This window comes from Pelagerythrobacter marinus (assembly GCF_034375205.1).
GTDB classification, from domain to species: Bacteria; Pseudomonadota; Alphaproteobacteria; order Sphingomonadales; family Sphingomonadaceae; genus Pelagerythrobacter; species Pelagerythrobacter marinus.
Window position 1 is genome coordinate 2401391 of the sequence record NZ_CP139719.1, and the last position, 24331, is coordinate 2425721.

Here is a 24331-nt window from a genome sequence, read left to right on the forward strand (position 1 = left end):
CGCGCCTCGCATTCCTCGAAGGGCCGAGCGGGAGGTTGAAGGCAACCCCTCCCGCCACTCGCAAGGATGTTGCCAAGGCAACCCTGTGACGCCCAGGTGGCAATCCTGTGATGCCCAGGCGGCACCGGCCGGTTCCGTCCGCTTGCCTTTCCTCCCGGCGTAACCGTCCGCACGCGCCAGCGGATGACCGGGCGTGGGCACCCTCCGCAGGGGAAGATACTCCACCCGTGAGTTCCTGCGAAAGCAGGAACCCAGCCCCAGCCCCAGCGCCCGCCGTCCTGGGCTCCTGCTTTCGCAGGAGCTCGCGTTGCGGGGAAGATGGAACGGGGTGCCGCCCGCTTGCCTGCCAGGACGATGGCTCAACCCTCCCGAGTTCCTGCGAAAGCAGGAACCCAGCCCCAGCCCCAGCGCCCGCTATCCTGGGCTCCTGCTTTCGCAGGAGCTCGCGTTGCGCGGAGAGGGGAACGGGATGCCGCTCCCTGCCTGCCAGGACGATGGCTCGACCCTCCCGAGTTCCTGCGAAAGCAGGAACCCAGCCCCAGCCCCAGCGCCCGCCGGCCTGGGCTCCTGCTTTCGCAGGAGCTCGCTTTGCGGGGAGCGTGCCGTCCCGCCGCCCCCACCCGTCATGCTGAACGTGTTTCAGCATCCATCGCGCCGCCCGGCACCGCCGGTGCGGGAGGAGGAATGCCCCCCCCGAACCACGTTCAGGGTGACGGCGTTTCGAGCGTTCGGACCTGCCCCGACAGCTCAGCCGGGCTGGGCGAAGTGGCTGGGCAGCAGCGCGTTGACGATGCCGCCGTCGACCGTCAGCGTTTCGCCGATCGTGTAGTCGCCCGCGCGGCTGGCGAGGTAGACCGCGGTGCCGCCCATGTCGAACTTGTCGCCCACGCGCCGGCTGGGAATGCCGGCGGCCGATTCCTCCTCGTGGTCGCGCGCGGCGCGGTTCATGTTCGAGGGGAAGGCCCCGGGCGCGAGACTGGTGACATAGACGTGATCCCGCACCAGCCGCGCGGCCATGCGCCGGGTCAGGTGGATCAGCGCCGCCTTCGATGCCTGGTAGGGATAGGTTTCCCACGGGTTCACCCGCTGCCCGTCGATCGAGGTGATGTTGATCACCTTCGCCGGGCGCTCCGCGCTGGCCGCCGCGGTCAGCAGGCCGTGCAGCTTCTGGGTCAGGAAGAACGGCGTCTTGACGTTCAGGTCCATCACCTTGTCCCACCCGCTTTCGGGGAACTCGGTATAGTCCGCGCCCCAGGCCGCGCCGGCATTGTTGACGAGGATGTCGAGCCTGCTCTCGCGGCCCGCGATCTCGGCCACCAGTTCCTCGATCCCTTCCATCGTCGAGATGTCGCCCTGGATCGGCACGACTTTCTCGCCCATCTGCTCCGCCGCTTCGTGCAGCTCGCCGCCCTTGCGCGCGGTGATGTAAACCTTGTCGATCCCGGCGGCGAGGAAGCCTTCGACGATCATCCGGCCGATCCCGCGGCTGCCGCCGGTCACCAGCGCGATACGCCCCTTGAGGCTGAACAGGTCTTCGAGGGTCATGAATGTCTCTCCTGGTTGCCGCTCCCGCCTGCGGGCGGGGAGCGAGGCCGGGCAGCCTGCCCGGTCGCGGCGGGGCGGGCCGGCCGGCCCTGCCCCGGCCCCTCCCGCGATCGGGAGGGGATGGTATCAGTAGCCCGACAGCTCCGCCACGCGGCCCGCGTGGTAGTGCACGTCGCCGAGGAATTCGGCCAGCGCGCGGTCGCGCTTCATGTAGAGGCCGATGTCGTATTCGTCGGTCATGCCGATGCCGCCGTGCATCTGCACCCCTTCCTTCACCGCAAGGCCGGCGGCCTTGCCCACCTTGGCCTTGGCGACCGAGGCCATCAGCGAGGCGTTCTGCGCCCCGGCATCGAGCAGCTGCTGCGCCTTGATCGTCACCGCTCGGGCAATCTCGACCTCGGAATAGAGGTGCGCGGCGCGGTGCTGCAACGCCTGGAACTCGCCGATCAGCTTGCCGAACTGCTTGCGCTGCTTGAGGTAATCGACCGTCATGTCCATCGCGCCGCGGGCCACGCCGACCCCCTCGGCAGCGGCGCCCACGCGCCCGGCGTCGAGCATCCGGTTGAGCACTTCGCGCCCGCCGTCGACTTCGCCGATCACGGCATCGCCGTCGAGCTCCACCCCGTCGAGCGTCAGGTGGCTCGCCATCGCGCTGTCCACCAGCCGCACCGAATCGTGGTTCAGCCCGGCCGCGTCCTTCGGCACCGCGAACAGGGTCACGCCGTCGGCATCGTCGTCGGCGCCCGAAGTGCGCGCGGCGACGACGATCATGTCCGCGCTCGCGCCCTGGACGACGAAGTCCTTGCGGCCCGAGAGGCGGAAGCCGTTGCCCGATTTCTCGGCCCGGGTCGCGATCCGTTCGGGCCGGTGCTTCGCGCCTTCGTCGATCGCGACGGCGAACACGCTCTCGCCCGCGATCAGCCCGGGCAGGTAGCGGCCGCGCAAGTCGTCGCCCGCCTGGCCCAGCGCGGTCGCGGCGACGACCGAGCTGGTCAGGAACGGCGACGGCGTGAGGTTGCGGCCGATCTCCTCCAGCACGATGCCCGCCTCGACATGGCCCATGCCCAGGCCGCCGTCGGCCTCGGGCACGAGGATGCCGGTGAAACCCATTTCGGCCATCTGCTTCCACAGCGCGTGGCCGAAGCCGTCCTTGCATTCGCGGTCGCGCCAGTGGCGCAGCTGCTTCGCGATCGCGCCTTCCTCGGCCATGAACTGGCTGGCGGTATCGGCGAGCATCGTCTGATCGTCATCGTGATAGAGCGGCATTTCTTTCTCCCTGGCCCCCTCCCACCTGCGTGGGGGAGCGAGACCTGCGCTTGCGCAGCAAGCCCTGATAGCGGCGGGGTGGGCTTGCTGGCCGAGGCCCACCCCCGGCCCCTCCCGCAGGCGGGAGGGGAAATCGGTTCAAGCCCCCGGCAGCTCCAGAATACGCTTGGCGATGACGTTGAGCATGACTTCGCTCGTCCCGCCCTCGATCGAATTGGCCTTGGTCCGCAGCCACGACCGCGCGGCCGCGCCGCCGCGCGATTCCTCGCTGTCCCATTCGAGCGCGGCCGACCCGCCGGCCGCCATCAGAAGCTCGTGCCGGCGCTTGTTCAGCTCGGTCCCGGCGTATTTCATCATGTTCGGCTGCGCCGGGTGCGCCTTGCCGACCTTGATCTCGTCGAGGAACTTCTCCCCCATCGCGGAAAAGGCCAGGGCGTCGACGTCGAACATCGCCAGCTCTGCGCGCAGGACCGGGTCCGGCTCGCCCGCCTGGCGCTTCAGCATCGCGCCGATGCCCGCGCCGCGTTCGGAGTTGTCGGCGCCCGAAATCATCTCGCGCTCGTGCCCCAGCAGGTACTTGGCCACGTCCCAGCCGCGGTTGATCTCGCCAACGTACTGGTCCTTCGGCACCTTCACGTCGTCGAAGAACGTCTCGCAGAACGGGCTGTTGCCGCTGATCAGCAGGATCGGCTTGGTCGAGACGCCGGGCGACTCCATGTCGAACAGCATGAAGGTGATGCCCTGGTACTTGTTCGTCTTGTCGGTGCGGACGAGGCAGAAGATCCAGTCCGCCTTGTCGGCATAGCTGGTCCAGATCTTCTGGCCGTTGACGACCCAGTGATCGCCCTTGTCCTCGCCAAACGTCTGCAGGCTGACGAGGTCGGAGCCCGAGCCCGGCTCCGAATAGCCCTGGCACCAGCGGATCTCGCCGCGGGCGATCTCGTTCAGGTACTTGCGCTTCTGTTCCTCGGTGCCGAATTTCAGCAGCGCCGGGCCGAGCATCCAGATGCCGAAGCTCGACAGCGGCGGGCGGGCGTTGATGCGCGCCATTTCCTCGCGCAGGACCTTGGCCTCGGCCGGGGAGAGCCCCGCCCCGCCATATTCGCGCGGCCAGGCCGGGACGGTATAGCCCTTGTCGCGGCAGGCCTCGAACCAGGCCTTCTGCGCCTCGCTCTTGAACGTGGCCTTGCGGCCGCCCCAGTACACGTCGTCCTCGCCCTGCACGGGCTCGCGCATCTCGGGCGGGCAATTGGCTTCGAGCCAGGCGCGCGTCTCGGCGCGAAAGGTGTCCAGATCCGACATTTCAGGCATGCTCCTCTCGGGAAAACGGGGACGGTCGAATGCCGCCAGCTTTACGTGCAGGTTAAGGTGATTCGGCCCCGGACCGCAAGCGCGATCGTGCCGTTCCGCCATGCCGTAACGTCATCACAAGCGCGTTGACGCAAGTTTACCTTCCCGTAAGCTCAGGGGCCGAAATCGGGAGGAGAGGCCTGCATGATCGATCGAGCCCTGACGGGCCCCGCGACGCCCCGTGCGGCCCGCACCCCTGCGCCAATCGCGGCCCCGATCCCGGCCCAACCCGCGGCCCGGTTCTCGGGCACGCGACGGGCGGCGTCGCGGGCATGAGCGCGCCGGCAAGGAGCGGCCCGCTGCCGATGCGGATCAAGCTGGCGAACGGCGTCGGCTCGATCGCCTTCGGGGTGAAGGACAACGGTTTTTCCGTCTTCCTGCTGACGTTCTACAACCTCGTCCTGGGGATGGAGGCCTGGCTGGTCAGCCTCGCGCTGGTCCTGGCGCTGATCGTCGATGCCTTCGTCGATCCGCTGCTGGGCAACCTGTCGGACCGCACTTATTCGCGCTGGGGCCGGCGCCTGCCCTGGCTCTACCTCGCCCCGCTGCCGCTGGGCATCGCCTGGTACGTGCTGTGGTCGCCGCCGGTCGACGGGCCGCCCAGCTTCGCCCTCCTGCTGGGCATGGCGATCGTGATCCGCCTGCTGCTGTCCGCCTGCGAAGTCCCCTCGGCCGCGCTCGTGCCCGAGCTGACGCGCGATTACGACGAACGCACGACGCTGTTCCGCTATCGCTACCTGTTCGGCTGGACCGGCGGGCTCGCCCTGCTGTTCCTGACCTACAGCGTGTTCCTGAGCGAGAGCCTGCTCGACCGCGACGGCTATCGCACCTACGGCCTCGTCGGGGCGGTCGTGATCGTCGTCACCACCCTGCTTTCCGCGCTGGGCCAGCACAAGTTCGTCGCCCGCTATCCCGACGCGCGGCCGCCGCGCTTCCACCTGCGGACCGCCTTCGCCGAGATCGCCGAATCGTTCTCCGAGCGCGCCTTCCTGATCTTCGCGCTGGGGGCCGTCGCCGCCTACATCACCCAGGGGATGACGTTCGCGCTGTCCAATTACCTGTTCTATTTCGTGTGGGAGTTCACCGAGAGCGCGCTGGCGATCTATCCTTTCGTGCTTCTCGCCAGCGTCATCGTCGTGTTCCTGTCGCTGGGCGCGCTTCATCGCCGGTTCGGCAAGATCCGCGTGGCTTCGGGCGCGACGATCCTGGGCGCGGCGTTCTGGCTGATCCCCTACGGCCTGCGGCTGGCCGGGATGTGGCCCGAAGTCGGCGGCACCGCGTCCACCGCGATGCTGTTCGCGTTCGTTCTGGTCAGCAACTGTTTCACGGTGATGGTGCTGGTTTCGGCATCGTCGATGGTCGCCGAAATCGTCGAAGCGTTCGAAGAACGCACCGGCCGCCGGGCGGAAGGGGCGTTCTATTCGGGCAACTGGTTCGTGCAGAAATGCGCGACGGGCCTGGGCATTCTCAGCGCCGGGATCATCGTCTCGCTCTCCGGCCTGCCGACCGACGCCACCCCCGGCAGCGTGGCCGAGCCGGTGATCGACGCGGTGATCGTGCAATATTGCGTGATGATCGCCCTGCTCGGCGCCTTCTCCGCCTGGTGGCTGGCCCGTTTCCCGATCGACCGCGCCGATCACGAGGCGCGGCTGGCCGCGCTCGACGCCGCGGCGCGCGCCGATCCCGAGGCCGGGGGCGGCACGCCATGACCCGGTCACCCGCGATTGCAGCTTGGCGCGGGCACGCGCCTCTGCCAGTTTCACACCGCAACGAAACGAGATCCTAGAGAGGAACGGCTAGCAAGATGGACTTCGAACCCACCGAGAGGCAGCAGTACTGGCGCGACCGCGTGCGCGACTTCATCGAGACGAACGTGCGCCCCAATGCCGAGACTTACGCCCGCCAGGATGCCGAGGGCGATCGCTGGAAAGTGATCCCGATCGTCGAAGACATGAAGGCCAAGGCCAAGGCGCAGGGCATCTGGAACCTGTTCATGCCCCCGCAGGGCCAGCTGAGCCACGTGGACGACACGTTCGAGTTCGACGGCCCGGGCCTGACCAACCTCGAATATGCGCTCTGCGCCGAGGAAATGGGCCGGATCGGTTGGGCCAGCGAAGTGTTCAACTGCTCCGCCCCCGATACCGGCAACATGGAAGTGTTCCACCGCTACGGCACGCGGGCGCAGAAGGACCAGTGGCTCAAGCCGCTGATGGAGGGGGAAATCCGCTCCGCCTTCCTGATGACCGAGCCCGGCGTTGCCAGTTCCGACGCGACCAATATCGAAACCCGGATCGAACGCGACGGCGATCACTACGTGATCAACGGGCGCAAGTGGTGGTCCTCGGGCGCAGGCGACCCGCGCTGCAAGGTCGCGATCGTCATGGGCAAGACCGATTTCAACGCCCAGCGCCACGCGCAGCAATCGATGATCGTCATGCCGCTCGATGCCGAAGGAGTCACGATCGAGCGCCACCTGCCGGTGTTCGGTTACGACGATGCGCCCCACGGCCACATGGAAATCGCGCTGGAAAACGTGCGCGTGCCGGCGGAAAACCTGCTGCTGGGCGAAGGGCGCGGGTTCGAGATCGCGCAGGGCCGCCTCGGCCCGGGCCGCATCCACCACTGCATGCGCACGATCGGGGTCGCGGAAGAGGCGCTGGCCCGGATGTGCGAGCGGCTGCAGGCGCGCGAGGCGTTCGGCAAGCCGATCTACAAGCACTCGGTCTGGGAAGAGCGGGTCGCCCGCGCGCGGATCGACATCGAGATGACGCGCCTGCTGTGCCTGAAGGCGGCGGACATGATGGACAAGGTCGGCAACAAGACCGCCAAGCAGGAAATCGCCATGATCAAGGTCCAGGCGCCGAACATGGCGCTGAAGATCATCGACGACGCGATCCAGGCCCACGGCGGCGGCGGGGTGTCGAACGACTTCGGCCTCGCCAAGGCCTATGCCCACCAGCGCACGCTGCGCCTGGCGGACGGGCCGGACGAAGTCCACGCGCGGTCGATCGCGCGGATGGAGTTCGCCAAGCACTCCCCCCAGCCGGCCAGCGACGCGGTCAGCTCGGGCGACATGGGGGCCACGCGCTGATGGCGAAGGCGGCAATCCTCGAAAAGCCCGGCGAAGGGCTGGTGATCGGCGAGATCGCGGTGGCCGACCCGCTGCCGCACGAGGTGCTGATCGACACGCGGGCCTGCGGCCTGTGCCATTCGGACCTGCACTTCATCGACGGCGCCTATCCCCACGCCCTGCCGCTCGTGCCCGGGCACGAGGCGGCCGGCGTGGTGCGCGCGGTCGGCAGCGAGGTGAAGACGGTGAAGCCGGGCGATCACGTGGTCACCTGCCTCAGCGCCTTCTGCGGCCACTGCGAATTCTGCGTGACCGGGCGCATGGCGCTGTGCCTGGGCGGCGATACCCGGCGCGGGAAAGGGCAGGCCCCGCGCCTGACCCGCGACGGGGGGGAGCCGGTGATGCAGTTGCTGAACCTGTCCGCCTTCGCCGAACAGATGCTGATCCACGAGCACGCCTGCGTCGCGATCGACAAGGACATGCCGCTCGATCGCGCCGCGGTGATCGGCTGCGCGGTCACGACCGGCGCGGGCGCGGTGTTCAACGCCTGCAAGCTGGTGCCGGGCGAAACGGTCGCGGTGATCGGCTGCGGCGGCGTGGGCCTGGCGACGGTCAACGCCGCCCGGATCGCCGGGGCGGGGAAAGTGATCGCGGTCGATCCCCTGCCCGAAAAGCGCGCGCTGGCCGAAACGCTGGGCGCGACGCACACGGTCGATGCCCTGGCCGACGACGCGGCCGAACAGGTCGTGCGCATTTCGGGCGACGGCGTCGATCACGCGATCGAGGCGGTCGGGCGCCAGGCGAGCGCCGATCTCGCGGTCAAGGTCCTGCGGCGCGGCGGGACGGCGACGATCCTCGGCATGATGCCGCTCGACTGCAAGGTCGGCCTCGGCGCGATGGACCTGCTCTCGGGCAAGAAGCTGCAAGGCGCGATCATGGGGATGAACCACTTCCCGGTGGACCTGCCGCGGCTGGTCGATTTCTACATGCGCGGGCTGCTGGATCTCGACACGATCATTGCCGAGCGCATCCCGCTGGAGGAGATCAACGCCGGGTTCGACAAGATGCGCGCCGGGCACAGCGCCCGCAGCGTGATCGTGTTCGACTAGCGGCGAACGCCAAGGCGGCGAAAAGACCCGGCGGGGCGGCGGCAGGTTCCGCCGCCCCGCCCCAAGGGACGAGGTGAAATGGCCGAAATCGATTACGAGAAGGAAATGGTGGGCACGATCGCCGTGCCCGAGCGCGACCGGCTGGACGAGGCCGCGCTGACCGCGTGGATGGAGGCGAACGTCGCCGGCTTCGCCGGGCCGGTTTCGCTGTCCAAGTTCAAGGGCGGCCAGTCGAACCCGACCTACCGCGTGGACACGCCGGGGCGGTCTTACGTCCTGCGGCGCCAGCCGTTCGGCAAGCTCCTGCCCAGCGCGCACGCGGTGGACCGCGAATACAAGGCCATGTCCTCGCTGGGGCCCACCGGCTTCCCCGTGCCGCGGACTTACGGCCTGTGCGAAGACCCGGAGGTGATCGGGTCGAAGTTCTTCGTGATGGATCTCGCCGATGGCCGTTCCTTGTGGAACGGGGCGCTGCCCGGCTGCACGCCGGACCAGCGGCGCGAGATCTACCACGCGATGATCGACACGATCGCCGATCTCCACCTGAAGGACCCGCAGGCCATCGGCATGGGCGATTTCGGCAAGCCGGCCGATTACTGCGCGCGCCAGATCGCCCGCTGGACCAAGCAGTATCGCCTTTCGGAAACCGAGCCGCTGCCCAAGATGGACCGGCTGATCGAATGGCTGCCGCAGACCGTCCCGCCGCAGCATGAATCGAGCGTGGTCCACGGCGACTACCGGCTCGACAACATGATCTTCCACAAGACCGAAAACCGCGTGATCGCCGTGCTCGACTGGGAGCTTTCGACGCTGGGCGACCCGGTGGCCGACTTCGCCTACCTCATGCTCAACTGGTACAGCCCGGCCGACGGGCGGGCGGGCCTGGGCGGGCTTGACCTCGCGGCGCTGGGCATTCCCACGGTCGATCAGGCGGTCGATCGCTATGTCGCGCGCACCGGCTACCCGGTTCCGCCGATGGACTGGTACTTCGCCTACAACCTGTTCCGGCTGGCGGGGATCATGCAGGGGATCAAGAAGCGCGTGATCGACGGCACGGCCTCCTCCGCCCATGCGAAGACGATGTCCGAACGCGTCGGGCCGCTGGTCGATCGCGCCTATCAATTCGCGCAAGCAGCGGGCCTGGATTAGCTTTCTTGCCGCGCGGACGCGGGGCCGCTAGCAGCCGGGGCCAACTGCAACCGACCGGAGCGCCGCCATGTCCGCCGAACTCGAATCCGCCATCGAAGCCGCCTGGGAAAACCGCGCCGAGGTCGGCCCCGGCTCGACCGCCATCCGCGACCGGGTCGAAGCCGCGATCGAGCTGATCGACAGCGGCAAGGCCCGCGTGGCGGAGCCTGACGGGGAAGGCGGCTGGAAGGTCAACCAGTGGCTGAAGAAGGCCGTCCTCCTCAGCTTCCGCCTGCGCGACAACGCGGTGATCGAAGGCGCGGTGGGCGCGCCCGCCTACGACAAGGTGCCGAGCAAGTTCGATGGCTGGGACGAAGGCCGCTTCGCCGCCGGCGGCTTCCGCGTCGTGCCCGGCGCGATCGTGCGCCGCGGCAGCCATATCGGCAAGGGCGTGGTGCTGATGCCCAGCTTCGTCAACATCGGGGCCTATGTCGGCGACGGCACGATGGTCGATACCTGGGCATCGGTCGGCAGCTGCGCGCAAGTGGGCAGCAATTGCCACATTTCCGCCGGCGCCGGAATCGGCGGCGTGCTCGAGCCGCTGCAGGCGAACCCGACCATCATCGGCGACAACTGCTTCATCGGCGCGCGCTCCGAAATCGTCGAAGGGGTCATCGTCGGCGAAGGCAGCGTGGTCGCGATGGGCGTGTTCATCACCCAGTCGACCAAGATCGTGGACCGCGCGACCGGCCGGATCACCCGCGGCGCGATCCCGCCCTACTCGGTCGTCGTGCCCGGCACCCTGCCCGATCCCGACGGCGGCCCGTCGCTGGCCTGCGCGGTGATCGTGAAGACCGTCGACGCGCAGACCCGCGCGAAGACCGGGATCAACGACCTGCTGCGCGACTGACGCCCCGGCGCGGGGCACGCCCCCGCGCACGGAACAGGAACATTCGCCCTTCCCGTGCGTAGTTGGCCCATCTGGGTCGCGTTTACGGGAGCAAGAACGATGGAACGACGGGGCGACGAAGTTCACATGAACGAAACCGAGGCGAGCGGCGGCTCGAAGGAAGGCGTCGTGCGCTGGGTCCTGATCGTCGGCACTTTCCTCGCGATTGCGGCGCTCACCGTGATCTGGGTCACCGGCGCCCTGACCCAGGGCGACGTCGAGAGCGAGGGCAATGTCAGCGGCCGGATCGAGGCCCAGGAACGCGACACCGACACCGACAGCATCGTCGACGATCGCTTCGAGGATATCGAGGGCGCGGTAGAAGGCAACGACAGCCCGGCGGACGACCCGGGCCGCGTCGGCACCTGATCCGCGCCGGGGGCCGACCCCCGGCCCGATTACAGGAGGAGCTGGCCATGCCCGCCCAATCGAAAGCCCAGCAGAAGGCGGCCGGTGCCGCGCTTTCCGCCAAGCGCGGGGAGACGAAAGTGTCCGACCTGCAGGGCGCGTCGAAACAGATGTACGATTCGATGAGCGAGAGCGAACTGGAAGAGCTCGCGGAAACCGATCGCGAGGGCCTGCCCGACAGGAAGTCCGACTGACCCTCGCGCTGCCGCCCTCGCCCGGCGGTTACGATGCCGGGGTTTCGATCGGGTCCATGTCCGCCTGGGCCGCGGCGACCGCTTCGGCCTGCCGCATCGCGCGCAGGACATTGCCCATCGCGATCTTTTCCAGGTCCGCCTGGCTATAGCCGCGGCGCGCCAGTTCGACGAACAGCGCCGGGTATCCCGAAACGTCCTCCATCCCCTGCGGGCCGGTGGGCATCCCGTCGTAATCGCCGCCGATGCCGATATGGTCGATCCCCGCCACCTGGCGGACGTGATCGATATGATCGGCCATGTCGGCGATCGTCGCGGTCGGCGCGGGGTTCGCCGCGTCCCATGCCTCGAGCGCGGCGGCGGCGCTGTCCGGCTGCCCCTGCCAGAGCGATTCCAGCCGCGCCCGCTCCGCCTGCCGGCGGGCGTTCCACTGCCGCATGTCCTCGCTCAGGTAACCCGGCAGGCCGACGACCATGACCACGCCGCCGTTTTCCGGCAGGCGACGGAGGATCGAATCGGGCACGTTGCGCGCGTGGCCGTTGATCGCCCGCGCGCCCGAGTGGCTGAAGATCACCGGCGCGCTCGCGATATCGAGCACGTCGGCCATCGTCGCTTCGCTGACGTGGCTGAGATCGACCAGCATGCCGAGCCGGTTCATCTCGCGCACGACCTGGCGGCCGAAATCGGTCAGCCCGCCGTGCTCGGGATCGTCGGTGGCGCTGTCCGCCCAGGGCGTGTTGCGCGAATGGGTGAGCGTCAGGTAGCGCGCGCCGATCGCGTACATCTGGCGCAGGACGGCCAGGCTGGAGCCGATCGAATGGCCGCCTTCCATCCCCATCAGCGACGCGATCCGCCCTTCGCGCACCGCGCGCTCGACGTCGTCGGCGGTCAGCGCCAGCGCCAGGTCGTCGGGATAGCGATCGATCAGCCGGCGGGTGACGTCGATCTGCTCGATCGTCGCCTGGACGGCTTCCGGCTCCTCCATCGCGGGCGAGACGTAGACCGACCAGAACTGCGCCCCGACCTTGCCTTCGCGCAGGCGCGTGAGGTCGGTATGCATCGTGCTCCCGTCCTCGGCGCCGGTATCGGTCGTGTCGACGAAGTCGAAATCGGCGATCATGTTCTGCAGGCGCGCGCGCAGCTGGATCGGCACGTCGTTGTGCCCGTCGAACACGGGCGCGGCCTCCAGCGCGGCCTCGGCGACCTGTTCGGGCGTCTGCGCCAGCGCCGCGGGCGCGAGGGCCATCGCGGCGAAGGCCAGCGTGCCGGGGACCAGGGTATTCGGGCGCAGCGAAGACAACAGTTTCATTCCGATCCTTCCACTCTTTCGGCGAGTGCCATGGCGGCCGCCGGTGCGCGTTCCTTCGCGCCGTTGATCATGAAGGCGAAGACATCCCCGCCACCGCCGGCGCTGTCGCCCGGATCGCCTGCATATGGCAACCCCTCGGGCGCCGCGCCTTCCGACCAGGCGCGGCACATCGCGGCGATCCGTTCCAGCCCGGCCTCGTCGTACCCGGTCGCGATCTCGCTCCGCATCTGCTGGCATCGCAGGTAGGCGAAGTCCGCCGTGCGGTCGGCGATCCGGGGCCGCCCCTCGTCTTCCGACCAGACGATCGCGACCCCGGCGTCGCGCGCGAGATCGACGAAGGCCGGGCAGGCGAAGCTCTCGTGCCCTGCCTCGATCGCGTGGCGCAGCGGCAGCCCCGCGGTCTCGCGGGGCAGGAGGGCGAGGAAGGCGGCGATCTCGTCGCGGTCGAACCGCTTGGTCTTCGCCAGTTGCCACAGCACGGGGCCCAGGCGGTCGCCCAGTTCGGCGATGCCCTGGGCGACGAACGTGTCGACCGATTCCCCGGCCTGCGACAAGTCCTTGCGATTGGTGACGTAGCGCGATCCCTTGATCGCGAAGACGAAGCCGGGCGGGGTCTCCTCGCGCCAGCGGGCGAAGCTTTCCGGTTTCTGCAGGCGGTAGAACGTGCCGTTGATCTCGATCGCGCCCACCCGCCGCGCGGCATGGGAAAGCTCGTCCGCCTGGCGCAGCCCGTCGGGATAGAAGGCGCCCTTGCGCCAGTCGGGATATGTCCAGCCGCCGATGCCGGTCCGGATCGTCATAGGCCCTCGCCCGCTTCCCGCCGGGGCGCCGCGTATGCCGCGACGGGGATCGGCCGGGCACGATCGCCCCGGCCCCTCGCGCGCGGGGGGCGCCCCCGCGCGGCAATCCGGCGGCGCGCGCGACGAAGGCGCCGCGCCGCCGGCAAACGCGATCAGCTGAGGTGCTTCGACACCGCGGCCGTCATCTTGAACATGGAGATCTGCGAATTGCCGATCACCGCGCCCAGCTTGGCGTCGGGATTGATCATCCGCTTGTCCTGCGAATCCTGCAGGTTGTTGGCCTTGATGTAGTCCCACACCTTGGAGGTGACCTGGGCGCGCGTCATCGGCCCCTTGCCGACCACGTTCTCAAGGTCCGATGAGAGATTCACCGGCTTCTGCAGTGCATTGTTCTTGCCAGCCATTTTAAGGTCCTTTCCTTCTTGGCTTGTTGCTGGTTACACGAAATCGTCTTCGTCCCAAGCCCCTTCCCCTGCATCCTCCGGCTGGCGCTTGTACTTCCCGGTCAGGACCGCCGCGGCGACGACGTGGTTTTCCATCGTCTTCACCAGGTCTTCCCGGCTCGCGCCGGGCATCAGGGTCAGCGGCAGGTCCAGCGCGAAAAGCTGGAACACGTATCTATGGGCCTCGTCCTCGGGCGGAGGCTCCGGCAGGAGCCATTCGGAGTTGCGGTGGGCATTCTTCCCCACCCGCGGCGGAACCTCGCCTTCCAGCAGCTTCCCCCGCTGGCCGGCCAGCCCCCACACCAGCCAGTGACAGACCGGCTCCTCGCCGGCATCCGCATCTTCGACGACCAGGGCCAGTTCCTGCGTCCCGGGCGGGGGCGCGGACCATTCGAGCGGCGGCGCGACCGCGTCTTCCTCGTCGGCAGTAAAGCAGGGGTCCAGCGCCTCGCCGTCGCCGAAGGCCGGGCTCGTCAGCGCGAAGCCGCCCCGGCCCAGCGTGCGTTCGTCGGCCAGGCGGGCCACCGTCAGCCGCCCGTCGCCCGGACCCGTGCCCTTGAGCGCTCCGGAAAGCCAGGACGGTACGGTATTCGGCACGTGGAACTCCTGTTGTTTCGAGCCGGGCAATCTAGGGCGATCGGCAGGCGCCCGCGAGGGCGCGGGGGCGCAAATCCCGGGTTTTCCACCGCTCTGACGGCCCGACAGGGCCGATTCACCCCGAAAACCGTGCCAATTTTCCCCCTCGGCCCGTCCCATCGCGCTTGCGCGCCCTGCCGGGGCGCGGCATTTTGCCGTCATCACGGCATCGCCCCGGCGCCGCGCCGGGGCCACGGGGGGGACAGGAAAATGGGTCGAGGTCGCACCGCACTCAGCATCGTATTGGCGGGATCGCTCGTCGCCTGCGGCGGCGGGGGGAGCAATTCGGGCGGCGGGGGGCCGATCGGCGGCAACCCGACGCCGACGCCGACCCCCACGCCGCCGCCGAGCTCGTCGGAATGCTCGCTCCCGGCGCGGCAGGATTTCGTCCGCGCGGTGCTGGACGAATGGTACCTGTTCCCCGACCTGCTGGACACTTCGGTCAACCAGGGCAATTACAACGACCTGCAATCCTATATCGACGCGCTGGTCGCGCCGGCGCGCGCGCAGTCGAAGGATCGCTTCTTCACCTACGTCACCTCGATCGCGGAGGAAGAAGCCTACTACAACTCCGGCTCCAACGCCGGCTTCGGCATTCGGCTCGGCTACGACACCGGCAGCAACCGCGTCTTCGTGATCGAGGGGTTCGAGGGTGGCCCCGGCCTGCCGCAAGGGCTCGATCGCGGGGTCGAACTGCTGGCCGTCGGGCCGACCGCGTCCTCGATGCAGGACATCGCCACCCTGATGGCCACCGGCGGGCCGCAGGCGGTGATCCAGGCGCTCGGCCCCTCGGACCCGGGCGTGCAGCGCGTCTTCCGCATTCGCGAACTCGGCGGGACGGAGCGCCAGGTCACGGTGACCAAGGCCGAGTATCCGCTCGACCCTGTTTCCGACCGCTACGGCGCGAAGATCATCGACGACGGCGGCAAGAAGGTCGGCTACCTCAACTTGCGGACCTTCATCGGCCCGGCCGAGACCGACTTGCGCGAAGCCTTCGACGATTTCCGCGCGCAGGGCGTGAGCGAGGTGATCGTCGATTTCCGCTACAACGGCGGCGGGCTGGTCCGGATCGCGGAACTGATGGGCGACCTGATGGGACGGGCCTATGTCGGGCAGGTCTTCAGCCACACGACCCTGCGCCCGTCCAAGTCGGACAGGAACGAGACCGACCTGTTCGGCAGCCAATCCCAGGCCATCGCCCCGACCAAGATCGCCTTCATCGGCACGGGCGGCACGGCTTCCGCTAGCGAGTTGGTCACCAATGCTTTTATTCCCTACCTCGACACGAACATGGCTCTGGTCGGGACCAACACCTACGGCAAGCCGGTGGGTCAGTACGGGTTCGATCATCCCGAGGAAGAATGCGACCTGCGGCTGCGTGCGGTAACCTTCAAGACCGAAAACGCCGATCGCCAGGGCGAGTACTACACTGGGCTCGCCAGCGTCGTGCCGGTCACCTGCCGCGCCTCCGACGACATCAGCACCCAACTTGGCGATCCGGCCGAATCGTCGATCGCCCAGGCGCTGGCCTTCCTGCGCGGCGGGGCGGGCGTGTGCAGCCCGATCAGCGGCCGGGACGCCACCGCCATGCGGCGCGACCCGACCAGCCGCGCGATCACTGCCCGGCGCGAGGTGTTGCAGCCCGCACGGCCGACCCCTGCGCAGCGCGAAACGCCCGGCCTGTTCTGACCGGCCGGCGAACGGCGGCGAATTGCCTGCACCTGCCGCGCATGGCATATTCGCCGCCATGACCCGCGCCTATTCGACTTTTGCCGAGTTCTGGCCGTTCTATCTGCGCGAACATTCGAAACCGCGCACGCGCGCCCTGCATTACGTCGGCACCACGCTCGTCGTCCTGATCGCCGCCTTCGCGCTCGCGACCGGGCGCTGGTGGTGGCTGCTGGCGCTGCCGCTGGCGGGATATTTCTTCGCCTGGATCGCCCATTTCGGGGTCGAGAAGAACCGCCCGGCGACGTTCACCTATCCGCTCTGGAGCCTCGCCGCGGACTTCCGGATGTGGTGGCTGTGGCTGACCGGGCGGCTCGCGCCCGAGCTGGAGCGGGCCGGGGTCAGGGGCTCTCCGGACCGCTGAACGGGGTTCGTTCGCTCCAGGCGCAGCCGTTACGCTGCTCCGCCCCGATCTGCAGCGTGACGGTGAACGGATAGGTGCGGTCGCTCATCCCGTCGGAGCATTCGCCGGGCGTGACGGTCATGTCGAACGACTCCCCGTCGAGGGTGCCGGAATAGCCGAGACCGTTGTTGCCGGCGAAACGTTCCACCCGGATCGTCGTGCCTTCGATATTTTCGGGCGTCGAATAAGTCAGCGTCTCGCCGGTCACTTCGCCGCCCCAGAACGGCTCGGTACCGGTGAAGTTCACCGTCTCGTCCATCGCGATGGCGGAAAAGGCCGTCCCCGGCGCCTCGCTCGACGTGCCGCCGGGCCCCTCGGGGCCGGACTGGCAGGCGGCGAGGGAAAGCAGGGCGGCAGCGGCGATCGTCGTGCGCGTCATGGCGGGCATTCTATGCCATCGGCCGCCCGATTGCCAGTGGGTACGGGGGCGGTGGCCACGGCCGAACCGGCTGCGCGGGCAGCGGGAACGGGCGCCCCCGCTCGCGATTGGTCGGATGAAAGGAGCCTGGCATGAGCGAGAAATGGTCGCAGGACGTTACCGACAATTCCGATGCGCTCGACCTGGAGGACGGCGTCTTCACCAAGGACGACCCGCGCGAGGTCGCCAAGTCCCTCAAGCGGTCCGCCGAGGCGAGCGACCGGCGCAAGACCGATCCCTACCGTTCCGCGATGTCGATGCTGACATTCTACATCAACCGCGCGGGCAAGGATCTCGATTCCGATCAGAAACAGGTGCTCGAAGACGCGAAGGACGAGTTGCGCAAGCTCTACGACCGCGAACCGCAGGACGACTGAGGGCACCGGCATGACGCGGCAGCTCTGGTGCGGGTGGAAGCTCGACCGCGACGAGCGCGAGGCGCTGCTGGGGCGCCATCCGCCGCGCTATGCCCGCCCGGTGGCCGATCACGTGACCTTCGGCCCGGCCGGGGAGAGCGAAGACATGCCCCGGGCGTCGTCGGCCCGGATCGTCGGCCGCGCGGATGACGGCGAAGGGGTGGAGGCGATGGTCGTCGCGATCGACGGATCGACCGACAGGCCGACCGGCGGGACGTACCACGTCACCTGGTCGCTGGCCCCCGGGCGCGAAGCGCGCGAAAGCAACGAGGTGATTGCCGCCCGCGGCTGGCAGCCGCTGGAGCGGGAGGACGAGCGGTTTCGCCTGACAGCGGCGCGCTGGCCCTATTGAAGCGCGGCGGCTTCGGCGGCCTCTTCCGCACGGCGGACGGCCTTCTCGTTCTCGACCCGCAGGCGTTCCTTCGCGACGGCGCGCGCCTGGTCTGCCAGGGCCCGCCAGGTCGCCTCGGAGCGCAGCGCCCGGTCGCGCACGTTGTCGAGCACGGCGGCGCGCGCCTCTGCGGCGGATTCCTCGGCCCGTGCCTGGTAGAATTCGAAACCCTGGCTCATGGATCGTTCCTTGCAGCGAGGCGGATGACAGGGCGGGTGACGGGCCGGGCGCCACCGCGGGGGCAGCGCCCGGCCGGCCGGATCAGTCGGCAGCCGACAGGTTGACGGCGCTTTCCTTGCCGTTGCGCCCGCGCTCCACTTCGAAGTTGAGGCGCTGGTCCTTGTCCAGCGACTGCATCCCGGCCGCCTGGACGGCGGTGATGTGGACGAAGCTGTCGGACGAACCGTCGTCGGGCTGGATGAAGCCGTAGCCCTTGTCGGCGTTGAAGAATTTCACGGTGCCAGTCTTGGCCATGCGGTGTTTCCTTTCAAGAAACGATATTGCCCGCGGACGGAATTGCCCGCCGGTCGTGCGTCGGGTCGTCAAATGAAAGGAAGTCGCCGTCTGGGTTGCGCCGAAGCCGCGCGGAGGCGGCGAGGCGGTCGTCAAAAGCCGAAGTCCGTCGCAATTTTCGACGTCAGCGCAGGCCATGTAGCACGCCTGCGCCGATTCACCTAATCCTCGCTGCGACTGCGCCGCGCGCCCTCTTCCCCGGGGCCGAGCTTGCGGATCATCCGCACCGGGCAGACCTGCGTGCCGAAGGCAGGGTGGGGCACGACCAGGTCCACGTCGACCCCGCGGCAGATCCGCCCGATCCCCCGGTCGCGCAGCCCGATCCGCCACGAGAAATCGAGTTCCGGACAGGCGCCGAACGTCTCGAACAGGTAGGTGTCGCGCGCGCCGACATCGACGTAGATCCTTTCCCCCGCGCCCGGATCGCGCGGCGCGGAGCGATAGCCGGTGACGGAGCGCGCGCTGAAGCACTCGCGCCCGGCGGCGGACGCGCTTTCGGCCCCGCCCGGGCCATCGGCCGGCGGGGTGCACCCCGCGATCAGCGCGAGGCCGAAGGCGCCCAGCGCGGCGGGGATGGGGTTGTGGGAACCGGTCATTCGAAACCTCCGTTCGCTCTTTCCTTGTCAGACGGCCCTTTCAGAAGGCCCTTGTCAGACGGCGCCGCTCGCCGCCGGCCTTGCCAGGAGATCGTCGGTCACCTCCATCAACAGCAGGGGATCGTCGGCCGTGTCGGCGATCGCGTCGGTGAAGGCGCGCCGGGTTTCCGGCTCGTCGTATGCCATCTTCGCATCGTAGGCCGCCTGCCAGGTGTCGCGGTCGGGCCATTCGGCCACGCCGACGAAACGCGCGTTGTCATCGTCCCAGTGCAGGCGGGAGCCGAGCGAGCCGTACTTGCGCGCGATCAGCTCGGTCCCGCGCCGCCAGGCGGCACGGAACTGCTCTTCCTTGCCCGGGTGCACTTTCCACCAGTAGGCGGCGACGAACATCGGCCAGTCCTCCTCTTCCCCCCACCAACCCGCGCCGCGCGCCGCCGTTCCGCCGGCGGGGAAAGCGCTTTGGGCCGGGCACGCGCGGCGCTATCCTGCGCGGCCATCCGATTCCCCTTTCCAGCCGAGGAGCCTGCCATGGCCGACCCCGTCCCGCTCGACCCGCCGCTCGAAGGGCGCTGCCTGTGCGGCGCGGTCACCGTCAGTCTGCGCGAGGCGAAGCCCGGGATCGAGGCCTGCCACTGCGACATGTGCCGCCGGTGGACCGGGGGCACGTTCTTCTCGCTCCACGGCGTCGCGCCCGACGCCTTCACCCTTTCGGGCGAGGACGCGGTGAACCGCTATGCCTCGTCCGACTGGGCCGAACGGGCGAGCTGCGCGCGGTGCGGCAGCGCGCTGTGGTACAGTTTCCGGCCGGCCGGCACGTTCTCGTTCATGGCCGGCCTGTTCGACCTGCCCGCAAGCTGGCCGCTGGACGAGCAGATCTTCATCGACGAGATGCCGCCGCACAACGCGCTGGCGGCGGACACCCCGAAGAAGACCGGCGCCGAAGTGATCGCGGAAGCCAGGGCCGCCGGCTTCAGCTTCGACTGAGCACCGGCGCCGCGGCTCACAGCACCTTTTCGGGCCGCGGATCGTGGCCGTGGCGCGATTCCTTCCCGAAATGCCGCTCCAGCCGCTGGGCCAGCGTGCTCGCGGCGCGGCGCGCGGCATCGTCCACCTTGTCGGCGCGCCCGGTCACCCCGATCGCGCGGCCGCCGCGCGGGCGGGCCTCGATCGTGCAGGCCTTGTCGTCCGCCCCGCCCTTGCGCGCGTTCTCGTCGCGGACGTGGATCTCGACCCGGGTGAGCCGCTCGTCGAACCGCGCCAGCTTCTCGCGCACGCTTGCCTCGATCCGCTCGGCGACGTTCTCCGTGCCCATGACCGAGGAGTCGGAATTGAACTGGACCTGCATGGGAATTGCCCTCTCGTTTGATTGACCGTGCGACAACAACGAGCGAACCCGCCGCGATTTCCCGCCCTGCGCGACGGGCCGCGCGATAATCCGGCCCGGCACCGCCCCGGCCCGCTCGCCCCCGGCCGCCCGGAAGCGCGGCCACGAAAGACAAAACCGATCACACTGCCCGCTTTTCATCGCTTTGCACGATCATCGGCCGCGCCTAGGCCGGCCCGATGAAACGCGATCTGACCAAGACGTGCAGCTTCCTCGCCCTCCACCTGCTGGTGGGCTTTTCGGTCGCGTACCTGTTCACCGGCTCGATCATGATCGCCGGCGGGATCGCGCTGGTCGAGCCGCTGGTGAACGCGGTGGTGTTCTTCTTCCACGAGCGCGCCTGGCGCCGGGAAAGCCGCCCCGCGCCGCTCGACGTCCTGCTCCATCGCCGGGGGGCGCAGGAACGCTCGGCCCCAGCCTGACCGCGCCTGCCCGACCGTGTCCCTCGACCGCCGGGGCGCGGGTGACGAAAGTGACAGGGCGTCACTTTTCCGTTTCCTCCGCAAGCGCCTGAAGGGCCGCGATAATCTCCTCGTCGCCGGGCGCGGACGGACAGGGGGCGGCGGGGCGGAATGTCGCCTTCGCGCTGCTCTGGCGCAGGATCGTCTCCAGCTCGCCCGGATCGCCCGGCCCCGGGGCGCCGGTATCGACCGCCTCGCCCGCGCCGATCCGCGCCAGCAGCGCCTCGAAATCGCGCGCGTGCAGCTCGGCGCGCGGGCCGAGCCGCCCGAAGACCGGGTTGCCGCCGAGCGTGAAGCGGTTGAGCAGCGCGACCGTCAGCCGCTCGTCGTACCGGCGGTAGGAGCCGACCTGCTCGCCCTGGTAATAGACCGGCATCTCCACCCCGTTGAGCGCGCGTTCGAGCGCGGCATGGGCGAGCACGTCGTAACTGTGGTGGAAGGCGACTTCCCACGCGAGGTCGAACGCCTTGCCCTTCATGCGCGAGCGCAGGCGATAGGCCGACTGGCGGCTCATCCCGACCGAGCGGGCCGCGGCGCTGACCGAATGCGTGGCCGACAGCGCGCGCAGGAAAGCGACCTGCTTGTCGAGCGACCAGCCATCGTGGCGGGTGGCCCTGCCGGACCTGCCGGTCTCACCGGCCCCGCTGGCGTCACCGGCCCCGCGAGGGCGCGCGCCGGCAGGCGAGGCGGAGGAACTGTCGCCGCGGTCCGGCGCACTGGCGGCACCAGCGGCGAAGGCGGACGGATCGGGACGCGTGCTCATCGCGCAGGATAAGGCACAGATGGGGGCCTGTAGGAAAATGGTTTTTAGTTTGGGGGGCGTGGCGGGTGGAGGCGGTGGGACGCCTCAGTCGATGATTTCGGGCCCGCCCTCGGCCTCCATCCGCGCGAGCGCGGCCTTCATCTCCGTCAGCCGCTCGGGCGGATGCGGCTCCCACGTCTCGACCTCGCCCACGATGCGGAGCGGTTCGCGCGAGCGGTACGATTCGGTCGGGTTGCCGGGGAAGCGCTTGTCGGTGAGATTCGGATGGTCCTCGAACGCCCCGGTCGGCTCGACGATATAGATGCGCTCCCGCGCGTTCTCATTTCCTTTGGGACCCTTCGCCAGCTCACACCCTCAGATCGCCGCGTCGAGCGTGCCGGAGAAGTAGATCCACGACAGCTTGCGGTCGGCGTAGTTGGAGGTGAAGCCGGGCGTAAGCAGGTCGCCCGGCGCGAGATCGGCGCGGGTGCCGTGGTAGAAGGGGCCGGTGGCGTCTTTGGCGTAGGTCATGGAGGCTCCGAGGCTTGAAAAACCCAACATGATAGGTTAAGTGAGGCAATGGTAACGGCGCATCGCGAAGCCGGGCTGAGGTTGTCATCTATACCGACGATCACGAGCCCGCGCATGTGCATGTGGTCGGTGACGGCGATGCGAAGATCAACCTGATCGGATCGGACGGCAAGCCCGAACTGGTCAGCAATAGCGGCCTGAAGGCTGGCGATCTCAGGAAAGCAATGCGGATCGTGGCCGAGCGGCGGGCGACGATGCTTCAGCGACGGGAAGACATTCATGGGTGAACTGACGAGCGAGCAGATCAGGGCGGCGAACGAGCGCGGACGGATCGTTCGCGAGACGCAGCCGCATGCCAAAGCGGCGCGCTACGACGCGAAGACGGAGCGCGTGGTCGTGGAGCTGACCAACGGCGCCACCTTCGCCTTCCCGCCCCGCCTGGTCGAAGGGCTGCACGATGCGAGCCCCGAAGAGATCGCCGCAGTGGAAGTGATCGGCGGCGGCTATGGCCTGCACTGGGAGGCGCTCGACCTCGACTACACCGTGCCCGGGCTGGTCAATGGCGTGTTCGACACGGCGCGCTGGATGGCGGCCAAGGCGGGACGGACAACCTCCGCGGCCAAGGCGGCGGCGGCGCGGGCGAACGGGGCGAAAGGCGGGAGGCCGAGGAAGACGGGGTGAATTGAGTATACTGTCCCCGGAATTCCCCTGTCCCCGGAGTTCGCGGAGTTCACGCGACTTCCCGCGAGCCTACTCGCCCTGCGCGCGGAACCAATCTCTAAGCGTGAGGTGAAGCCTCATTACTTCATCCTCGGCCAGCGGCTTGCAGTGCGCAATTGGCCCGCGAAGCATATTTAATTGCCAAAGTACTCGGTTAACAGCCTTAAAGCTCGTGAACTTGCCTTCGAAAGCATCTTTGCGCTGCTCGATGATCTGTGCAAGTTGACCGAACGTCGTGTAGTCGAGAAGATTTTCCGATCTAGGCACGGCGCCAGCATCAATCTCCCTTTGCCTTAGTTTCTCAGCTTCTTTGCCGATGTCTTCAGGAACGCCTTCTTTCCACCATTCGTCGTCAAACGCTTCTCTGAGCGCATCTTCGATCAGTTCCCGAATGGAATTTTCTAAGCAATAGAAGATGCGAAAATTTGCAGCCATCGAGGCTGCTTCTTCCCTGACCCGCTCGTCAAACTGTGGATAGTACGTTTCGTCCAACACCTCCTCTACAGAGACGGTTTCTGATAAGCGAATTTTGAGCTCATTCTGAACCTGCGCGATGGCCGCCTCAATCAATAGATTGTTCGATCCAAATCTCTTCACTTGGCTCATCGGAGTCACGACATCACTCCTTCAGCAATGTCTGCTGCAACGCAGAGAAGATTGCGTTGTATACCTTGGGGTCGCTTGTCGCTGGAAGGTTCAGATGAATGTTGTAGCCGAACGACATCCCCACGGACGGCGGTAATTGGCGTCTAGCCGGGAGGTGCTCAGTAGACATTTCCTGTGGATGCGGCAGAGGCTGATCGGCACCACCCGTTTCCGAGTCGTCTTGGCCGTAGTCGTTATCTAACCTTTCTTCAAAGTTGGCAAAGGCCTTACACGCTTTCCAAGTCGCGACAATTTTCTGAATAGAGGACGCGTTCTTGTCCTTTCCCGTCATCTCAACCAGAAGGTTCCTCAGCTTCTCGTCGCTAAGATTTTGAGCATATTCATTTCTAGCAAATACATCATGATATCCGATGCGCATGGCTTCAGCCATCGCGGCTCCAGAGCTATCCGGATTTCGGAACTGGCGATACAACTTCGTGGGCCGTCCGTCGGATTCAAGGAATCCTAAACGCTTCAGGAAGGGGATGAATGTCTTAGCAGGACCACTCCCATATCCCAGAACCGCTTCTTGGAAATTTTGCGTGTAACGATCATCTGGTTCCTTGGCTTCCTGAATCTTGCCAAAGATCTTTGTCACCAGCCCCGTCGAATTCATGAACGGTGGAAGCTTCTCCATTTCACGGCACCCCCGCTTTCAGATTGACATGAGCTTGGAACCTCCGGCCGAATTGGTCAACAAAGTTGCGGTAGTTGATCACTATGGCGAGAGACAGGGATACGTTCGAACCTCTGATAACCAGTTGCTCACGACCATGCGCAATGCCGTTCCTCAACTGATTCAAGTCATCAAGCTTCCTCTTAATGGTTTCTGAGCTGCTCTTTTGCCAACTGAGACCGTCTATGACGTCGGGTATGCCCAATCGCCTAAAATGAGTTTTTATATTTCCTGAACCAGGGTTGCCCCATCGATCATACAGGCTTCGATAATCCTCGAGTTGTTGGTCTGTCATATTCAAGACGGCTCTTGAGGTCTCGAAAAAGACATCTTCACAGAATGTTTGGAGAGTCGCAGAAAGTAGCGCGATGGCTGCTCGGTTGAGCGCTTGCCCCTCTCTCGACCCGTCATCTCGAACGTATGGGGCACCCCTCCTGCCGCCATGCTTCTCCTTACGCACTTCGATCACTTCGTCGACGAAGGTCAAGACGAGGTCGGCCAAA

32 protein-coding genes and 1 pseudogene are annotated in these 24331 nt (G+C 67.5%); 15 read left to right on the forward strand and 18 right to left on the reverse strand.

What is annotated here, in order from left to right:
- Positions 1-747: 747 nt before the first annotated feature.
- The 3 genes from T8T98_RS11735 to T8T98_RS11745 form a co-directional block, all read right to left on the reverse strand.
- On the reverse strand, positions 748-1545 hold the full coding sequence (locus tag T8T98_RS11735; protein ID WP_160734371.1) for an SDR family oxidoreductase: 798 nt from the start codon (positions 1543-1545) through the stop codon (positions 748-750).
- A gap of 126 nt (positions 1546-1671) precedes the next feature.
- Complete coding sequence (locus tag T8T98_RS11740) at positions 1672-2811, reverse strand: acyl-CoA dehydrogenase family protein (protein ID WP_251105055.1); 1140 nt, start codon at positions 2809-2811, stop codon at positions 1672-1674.
- Between the two features lie 138 nt (positions 2812-2949).
- A complete protein-coding gene (locus T8T98_RS11745; protein WP_322295677.1) occupies positions 2950-4113 on the reverse strand; it encodes an acyl-CoA dehydrogenase family protein in 1164 nt (387 codons plus the stop codon).
- A 320-nt stretch (positions 4114-4433) separates the two neighbouring features.
- Between T8T98_RS11745 and T8T98_RS11750 the strand changes: the two genes are divergently transcribed.
- The 7 genes from T8T98_RS11750 (at position 4434) to T8T98_RS11780 (ending at position 11019) form a co-directional block, all read left to right on the forward strand.
- Positions 4434-5870, forward strand: a complete 1437-nt coding sequence (locus T8T98_RS11750; RefSeq protein WP_322295678.1) for an MFS transporter — start codon at positions 4434-4436, stop codon at positions 5868-5870.
- A 95-nt stretch (positions 5871-5965) separates the two neighbouring features.
- Positions 5966-7252, forward strand: a complete 1287-nt coding sequence (locus T8T98_RS11755; RefSeq protein ID WP_251105053.1) for an acyl-CoA dehydrogenase family protein — start codon at positions 5966-5968, stop codon at positions 7250-7252.
- Entirely contained in the window at positions 7252-8340 is a 1089-nt protein-coding gene (locus tag T8T98_RS11760) for a Zn-dependent alcohol dehydrogenase (protein ID WP_251105052.1), read from the forward strand. Before T8T98_RS11755 ends, T8T98_RS11760 begins: the two co-directional genes overlap by 1 nt.
- 78 nt (positions 8341-8418) lie before the next feature.
- Positions 8419-9489 carry a phosphotransferase family protein gene (locus tag T8T98_RS11765; RefSeq protein WP_322295679.1) on the forward strand — a complete coding sequence of 357 codons (1071 nt, stop codon included), beginning with the start codon at positions 8419-8421 and terminating at the stop codon, positions 9487-9489.
- A gap of 67 nt (positions 9490-9556) precedes the next feature.
- A complete protein-coding gene (dapD, locus tag T8T98_RS11770) occupies positions 9557-10378 on the forward strand; it encodes a 2,3,4,5-tetrahydropyridine-2,6-dicarboxylate N-succinyltransferase (protein WP_251105050.1) in 822 nt (273 codons plus the stop codon).
- A gap of 99 nt (positions 10379-10477) precedes the next feature.
- Positions 10478-10786 carry a hypothetical protein gene (locus T8T98_RS11775; protein WP_251105049.1) on the forward strand — a complete coding sequence of 103 codons (309 nt, stop codon included), beginning with the start codon at positions 10478-10480 and terminating at the stop codon, positions 10784-10786.
- 47 nt (positions 10787-10833) lie between these two features.
- A complete protein-coding gene (locus T8T98_RS11780; RefSeq protein WP_251105048.1) occupies positions 10834-11019 on the forward strand; it encodes a DUF3008 family protein in 186 nt (61 codons plus the stop codon).
- A 28-nt stretch (positions 11020-11047) separates the two neighbouring features.
- Here T8T98_RS11780 and T8T98_RS11785 read toward each other — a convergent pair whose 3' ends face one another.
- From T8T98_RS11785 to T8T98_RS11800, 4 genes are all read right to left on the reverse strand, one after another.
- Positions 11048-12325, reverse strand: a complete 1278-nt coding sequence (locus T8T98_RS11785) for a dipeptidase (protein WP_251105047.1) — start codon at positions 12323-12325, stop codon at positions 11048-11050.
- Complete coding sequence (locus T8T98_RS11790; RefSeq protein WP_251105046.1) at positions 12322-13125, reverse strand: DUF72 domain-containing protein; 804 nt, start codon at positions 13123-13125, stop codon at positions 12322-12324. Before T8T98_RS11790 ends, T8T98_RS11785 begins: the two co-directional genes overlap by 4 nt.
- A gap of 152 nt (positions 13126-13277) precedes the next feature.
- Entirely contained in the window at positions 13278-13529 is a 252-nt protein-coding gene (locus T8T98_RS11795) for an SWIB/MDM2 domain-containing protein (RefSeq protein ID WP_160734361.1), read from the reverse strand.
- Positions 13530-13562: 33 nt separating this feature from the next.
- Positions 13563-14165, reverse strand: a complete 603-nt coding sequence (locus T8T98_RS11800; RefSeq protein ID WP_251105045.1) for a YbhB/YbcL family Raf kinase inhibitor-like protein — start codon at positions 14163-14165, stop codon at positions 13563-13565.
- 249 nt (positions 14166-14414) lie between these two features.
- On the opposite strand from T8T98_RS11800, the gene T8T98_RS11805 reads away from it, so the two are divergent.
- Together T8T98_RS11805 and T8T98_RS11810 are read left to right on the forward strand one after the other, a co-directional pair.
- Entirely contained in the window at positions 14415-15893 is a 1479-nt protein-coding gene (locus tag T8T98_RS11805) for a S41 family peptidase (protein WP_251105044.1), read from the forward strand.
- A gap of 58 nt (positions 15894-15951) precedes the next feature.
- Positions 15952-16296, forward strand: a complete 345-nt coding sequence (locus T8T98_RS11810) for a DUF962 domain-containing protein (protein ID WP_160734358.1) — start codon at positions 15952-15954, stop codon at positions 16294-16296.
- Here T8T98_RS11810 and T8T98_RS11815 read toward each other — a convergent pair.
- A complete protein-coding gene (locus T8T98_RS11815) occupies positions 16274-16714 on the reverse strand; it encodes a COG3650 family protein (protein ID WP_251105043.1) in 441 nt (146 codons plus the stop codon). The genes T8T98_RS11810 and T8T98_RS11815 overlap by 23 nt on opposite strands.
- Before the next feature lie 131 nt (positions 16715-16845).
- On the opposite strand from T8T98_RS11815, the gene T8T98_RS11820 reads away from it, so the two are divergent.
- Both T8T98_RS11820 and T8T98_RS11825 read left to right on the forward strand, forming a co-directional pair.
- A complete protein-coding gene (locus tag T8T98_RS11820) occupies positions 16846-17130 on the forward strand; it encodes a DUF3175 domain-containing protein (protein WP_160734356.1) in 285 nt (94 codons plus the stop codon).
- 10 nt (positions 17131-17140) lie between these two features.
- A complete protein-coding gene (locus T8T98_RS11825; RefSeq protein ID WP_251105042.1) occupies positions 17141-17521 on the forward strand; it encodes a hypothetical protein in 381 nt (126 codons plus the stop codon).
- Here T8T98_RS11825 and T8T98_RS11830 read toward each other — a convergent pair.
- The 4 genes from T8T98_RS11830 to T8T98_RS11845 all read right to left on the reverse strand — a co-directional run bounded on the left by T8T98_RS11830 (position 17515) and on the right by T8T98_RS11845 (position 19059).
- Entirely contained in the window at positions 17515-17739 is a 225-nt protein-coding gene (locus tag T8T98_RS11830; protein WP_160734354.1) for a hypothetical protein, read from the reverse strand. The genes T8T98_RS11825 and T8T98_RS11830 overlap by 7 nt on opposite strands.
- Before the next feature lie 82 nt (positions 17740-17821).
- Positions 17822-18034 (reverse strand): cold-shock protein, encoded by a 213-nt coding sequence (locus T8T98_RS11835; RefSeq protein WP_160734353.1) that lies wholly within the window; start codon positions 18032-18034, stop codon positions 17822-17824.
- Between the two features lie 200 nt (positions 18035-18234).
- On the reverse strand, positions 18235-18669 hold the full coding sequence (locus tag T8T98_RS11840; protein ID WP_251105041.1) for a DUF6491 family protein: 435 nt from the start codon (positions 18667-18669) through the stop codon (positions 18235-18237).
- A gap of 54 nt (positions 18670-18723) precedes the next feature.
- Complete coding sequence (locus T8T98_RS11845; protein ID WP_160734351.1) at positions 18724-19059, reverse strand: antibiotic biosynthesis monooxygenase family protein; 336 nt, start codon at positions 19057-19059, stop codon at positions 18724-18726.
- Positions 19060-19197: 138 nt separating this feature from the next.
- On the opposite strand from T8T98_RS11845, the gene T8T98_RS11850 reads away from it, so the two are divergent.
- A complete protein-coding gene (locus tag T8T98_RS11850) occupies positions 19198-19653 on the forward strand; it encodes a GFA family protein (protein WP_251105040.1) in 456 nt (151 codons plus the stop codon).
- A gap of 16 nt (positions 19654-19669) precedes the next feature.
- On the opposite strand, the gene T8T98_RS11855 is transcribed toward T8T98_RS11850, so the two are convergent.
- Positions 19670-20014 (reverse strand): HPF/RaiA family ribosome-associated protein, encoded by a 345-nt coding sequence (locus T8T98_RS11855; protein WP_251105039.1) that lies wholly within the window; start codon positions 20012-20014, stop codon positions 19670-19672.
- Between the two features lie 218 nt (positions 20015-20232).
- On the opposite strand from T8T98_RS11855, the gene T8T98_RS11860 reads away from it, so the two are divergent.
- Entirely contained in the window at positions 20233-20475 is a 243-nt protein-coding gene (locus T8T98_RS11860) for a DUF2061 domain-containing protein (protein ID WP_251105038.1), read from the forward strand.
- A gap of 61 nt (positions 20476-20536) precedes the next feature.
- On the opposite strand, the gene T8T98_RS11865 is transcribed toward T8T98_RS11860, so the two are convergent.
- Both T8T98_RS11865 and arr read right to left on the reverse strand, forming a co-directional pair.
- Entirely contained in the window at positions 20537-21277 is a 741-nt protein-coding gene (locus tag T8T98_RS11865; RefSeq protein ID WP_251105037.1) for a hypothetical protein, read from the reverse strand.
- Positions 21278-21361: 84 nt separating this feature from the next.
- Positions 21362-21787: pseudogene (arr, locus tag T8T98_RS11870) on the reverse strand (NAD(+)--rifampin ADP-ribosyltransferase).
- 116 nt (positions 21788-21903) lie between these two features.
- Here arr and T8T98_RS11875 point away from each other — a divergent pair.
- Together T8T98_RS11875 and T8T98_RS11880 are read left to right on the forward strand one after the other, a co-directional pair.
- On the forward strand, positions 21904-22074 hold the full coding sequence (locus T8T98_RS11875) for a DUF4160 domain-containing protein (RefSeq protein WP_251105036.1): 171 nt from the start codon (positions 21904-21906) through the stop codon (positions 22072-22074).
- On the forward strand, positions 22067-22468 hold the full coding sequence (locus tag T8T98_RS11880) for a DUF2442 domain-containing protein (protein ID WP_251105035.1): 402 nt from the start codon (positions 22067-22069) through the stop codon (positions 22466-22468). The genes T8T98_RS11875 and T8T98_RS11880 overlap by 8 nt, the downstream gene beginning before the upstream one ends.
- 69 nt (positions 22469-22537) lie before the next feature.
- On the opposite strand, the gene T8T98_RS11885 is transcribed toward T8T98_RS11880, so the two are convergent.
- From T8T98_RS11885 to T8T98_RS11895, 3 genes are read right to left on the reverse strand one after another with little or no spacing between them, the layout of a single operon-like run.
- A complete protein-coding gene (locus T8T98_RS11885) occupies positions 22538-23113 on the reverse strand; it encodes a Swt1 family HEPN domain-containing protein (protein WP_251105034.1) in 576 nt (191 codons plus the stop codon).
- A gap of 13 nt (positions 23114-23126) precedes the next feature.
- A complete protein-coding gene (locus tag T8T98_RS11890) occupies positions 23127-23789 on the reverse strand; it encodes a DUF5343 domain-containing protein (RefSeq protein WP_251105033.1) in 663 nt (220 codons plus the stop codon).
- A gap of 1 nt (position 23790) precedes the next feature.
- A complete protein-coding gene (locus T8T98_RS11895; protein ID WP_251105032.1) occupies positions 23791-24330 on the reverse strand; it encodes a HEPN domain-containing protein in 540 nt (179 codons plus the stop codon).
- Position 24331 lies beyond the last annotated feature (1 nt).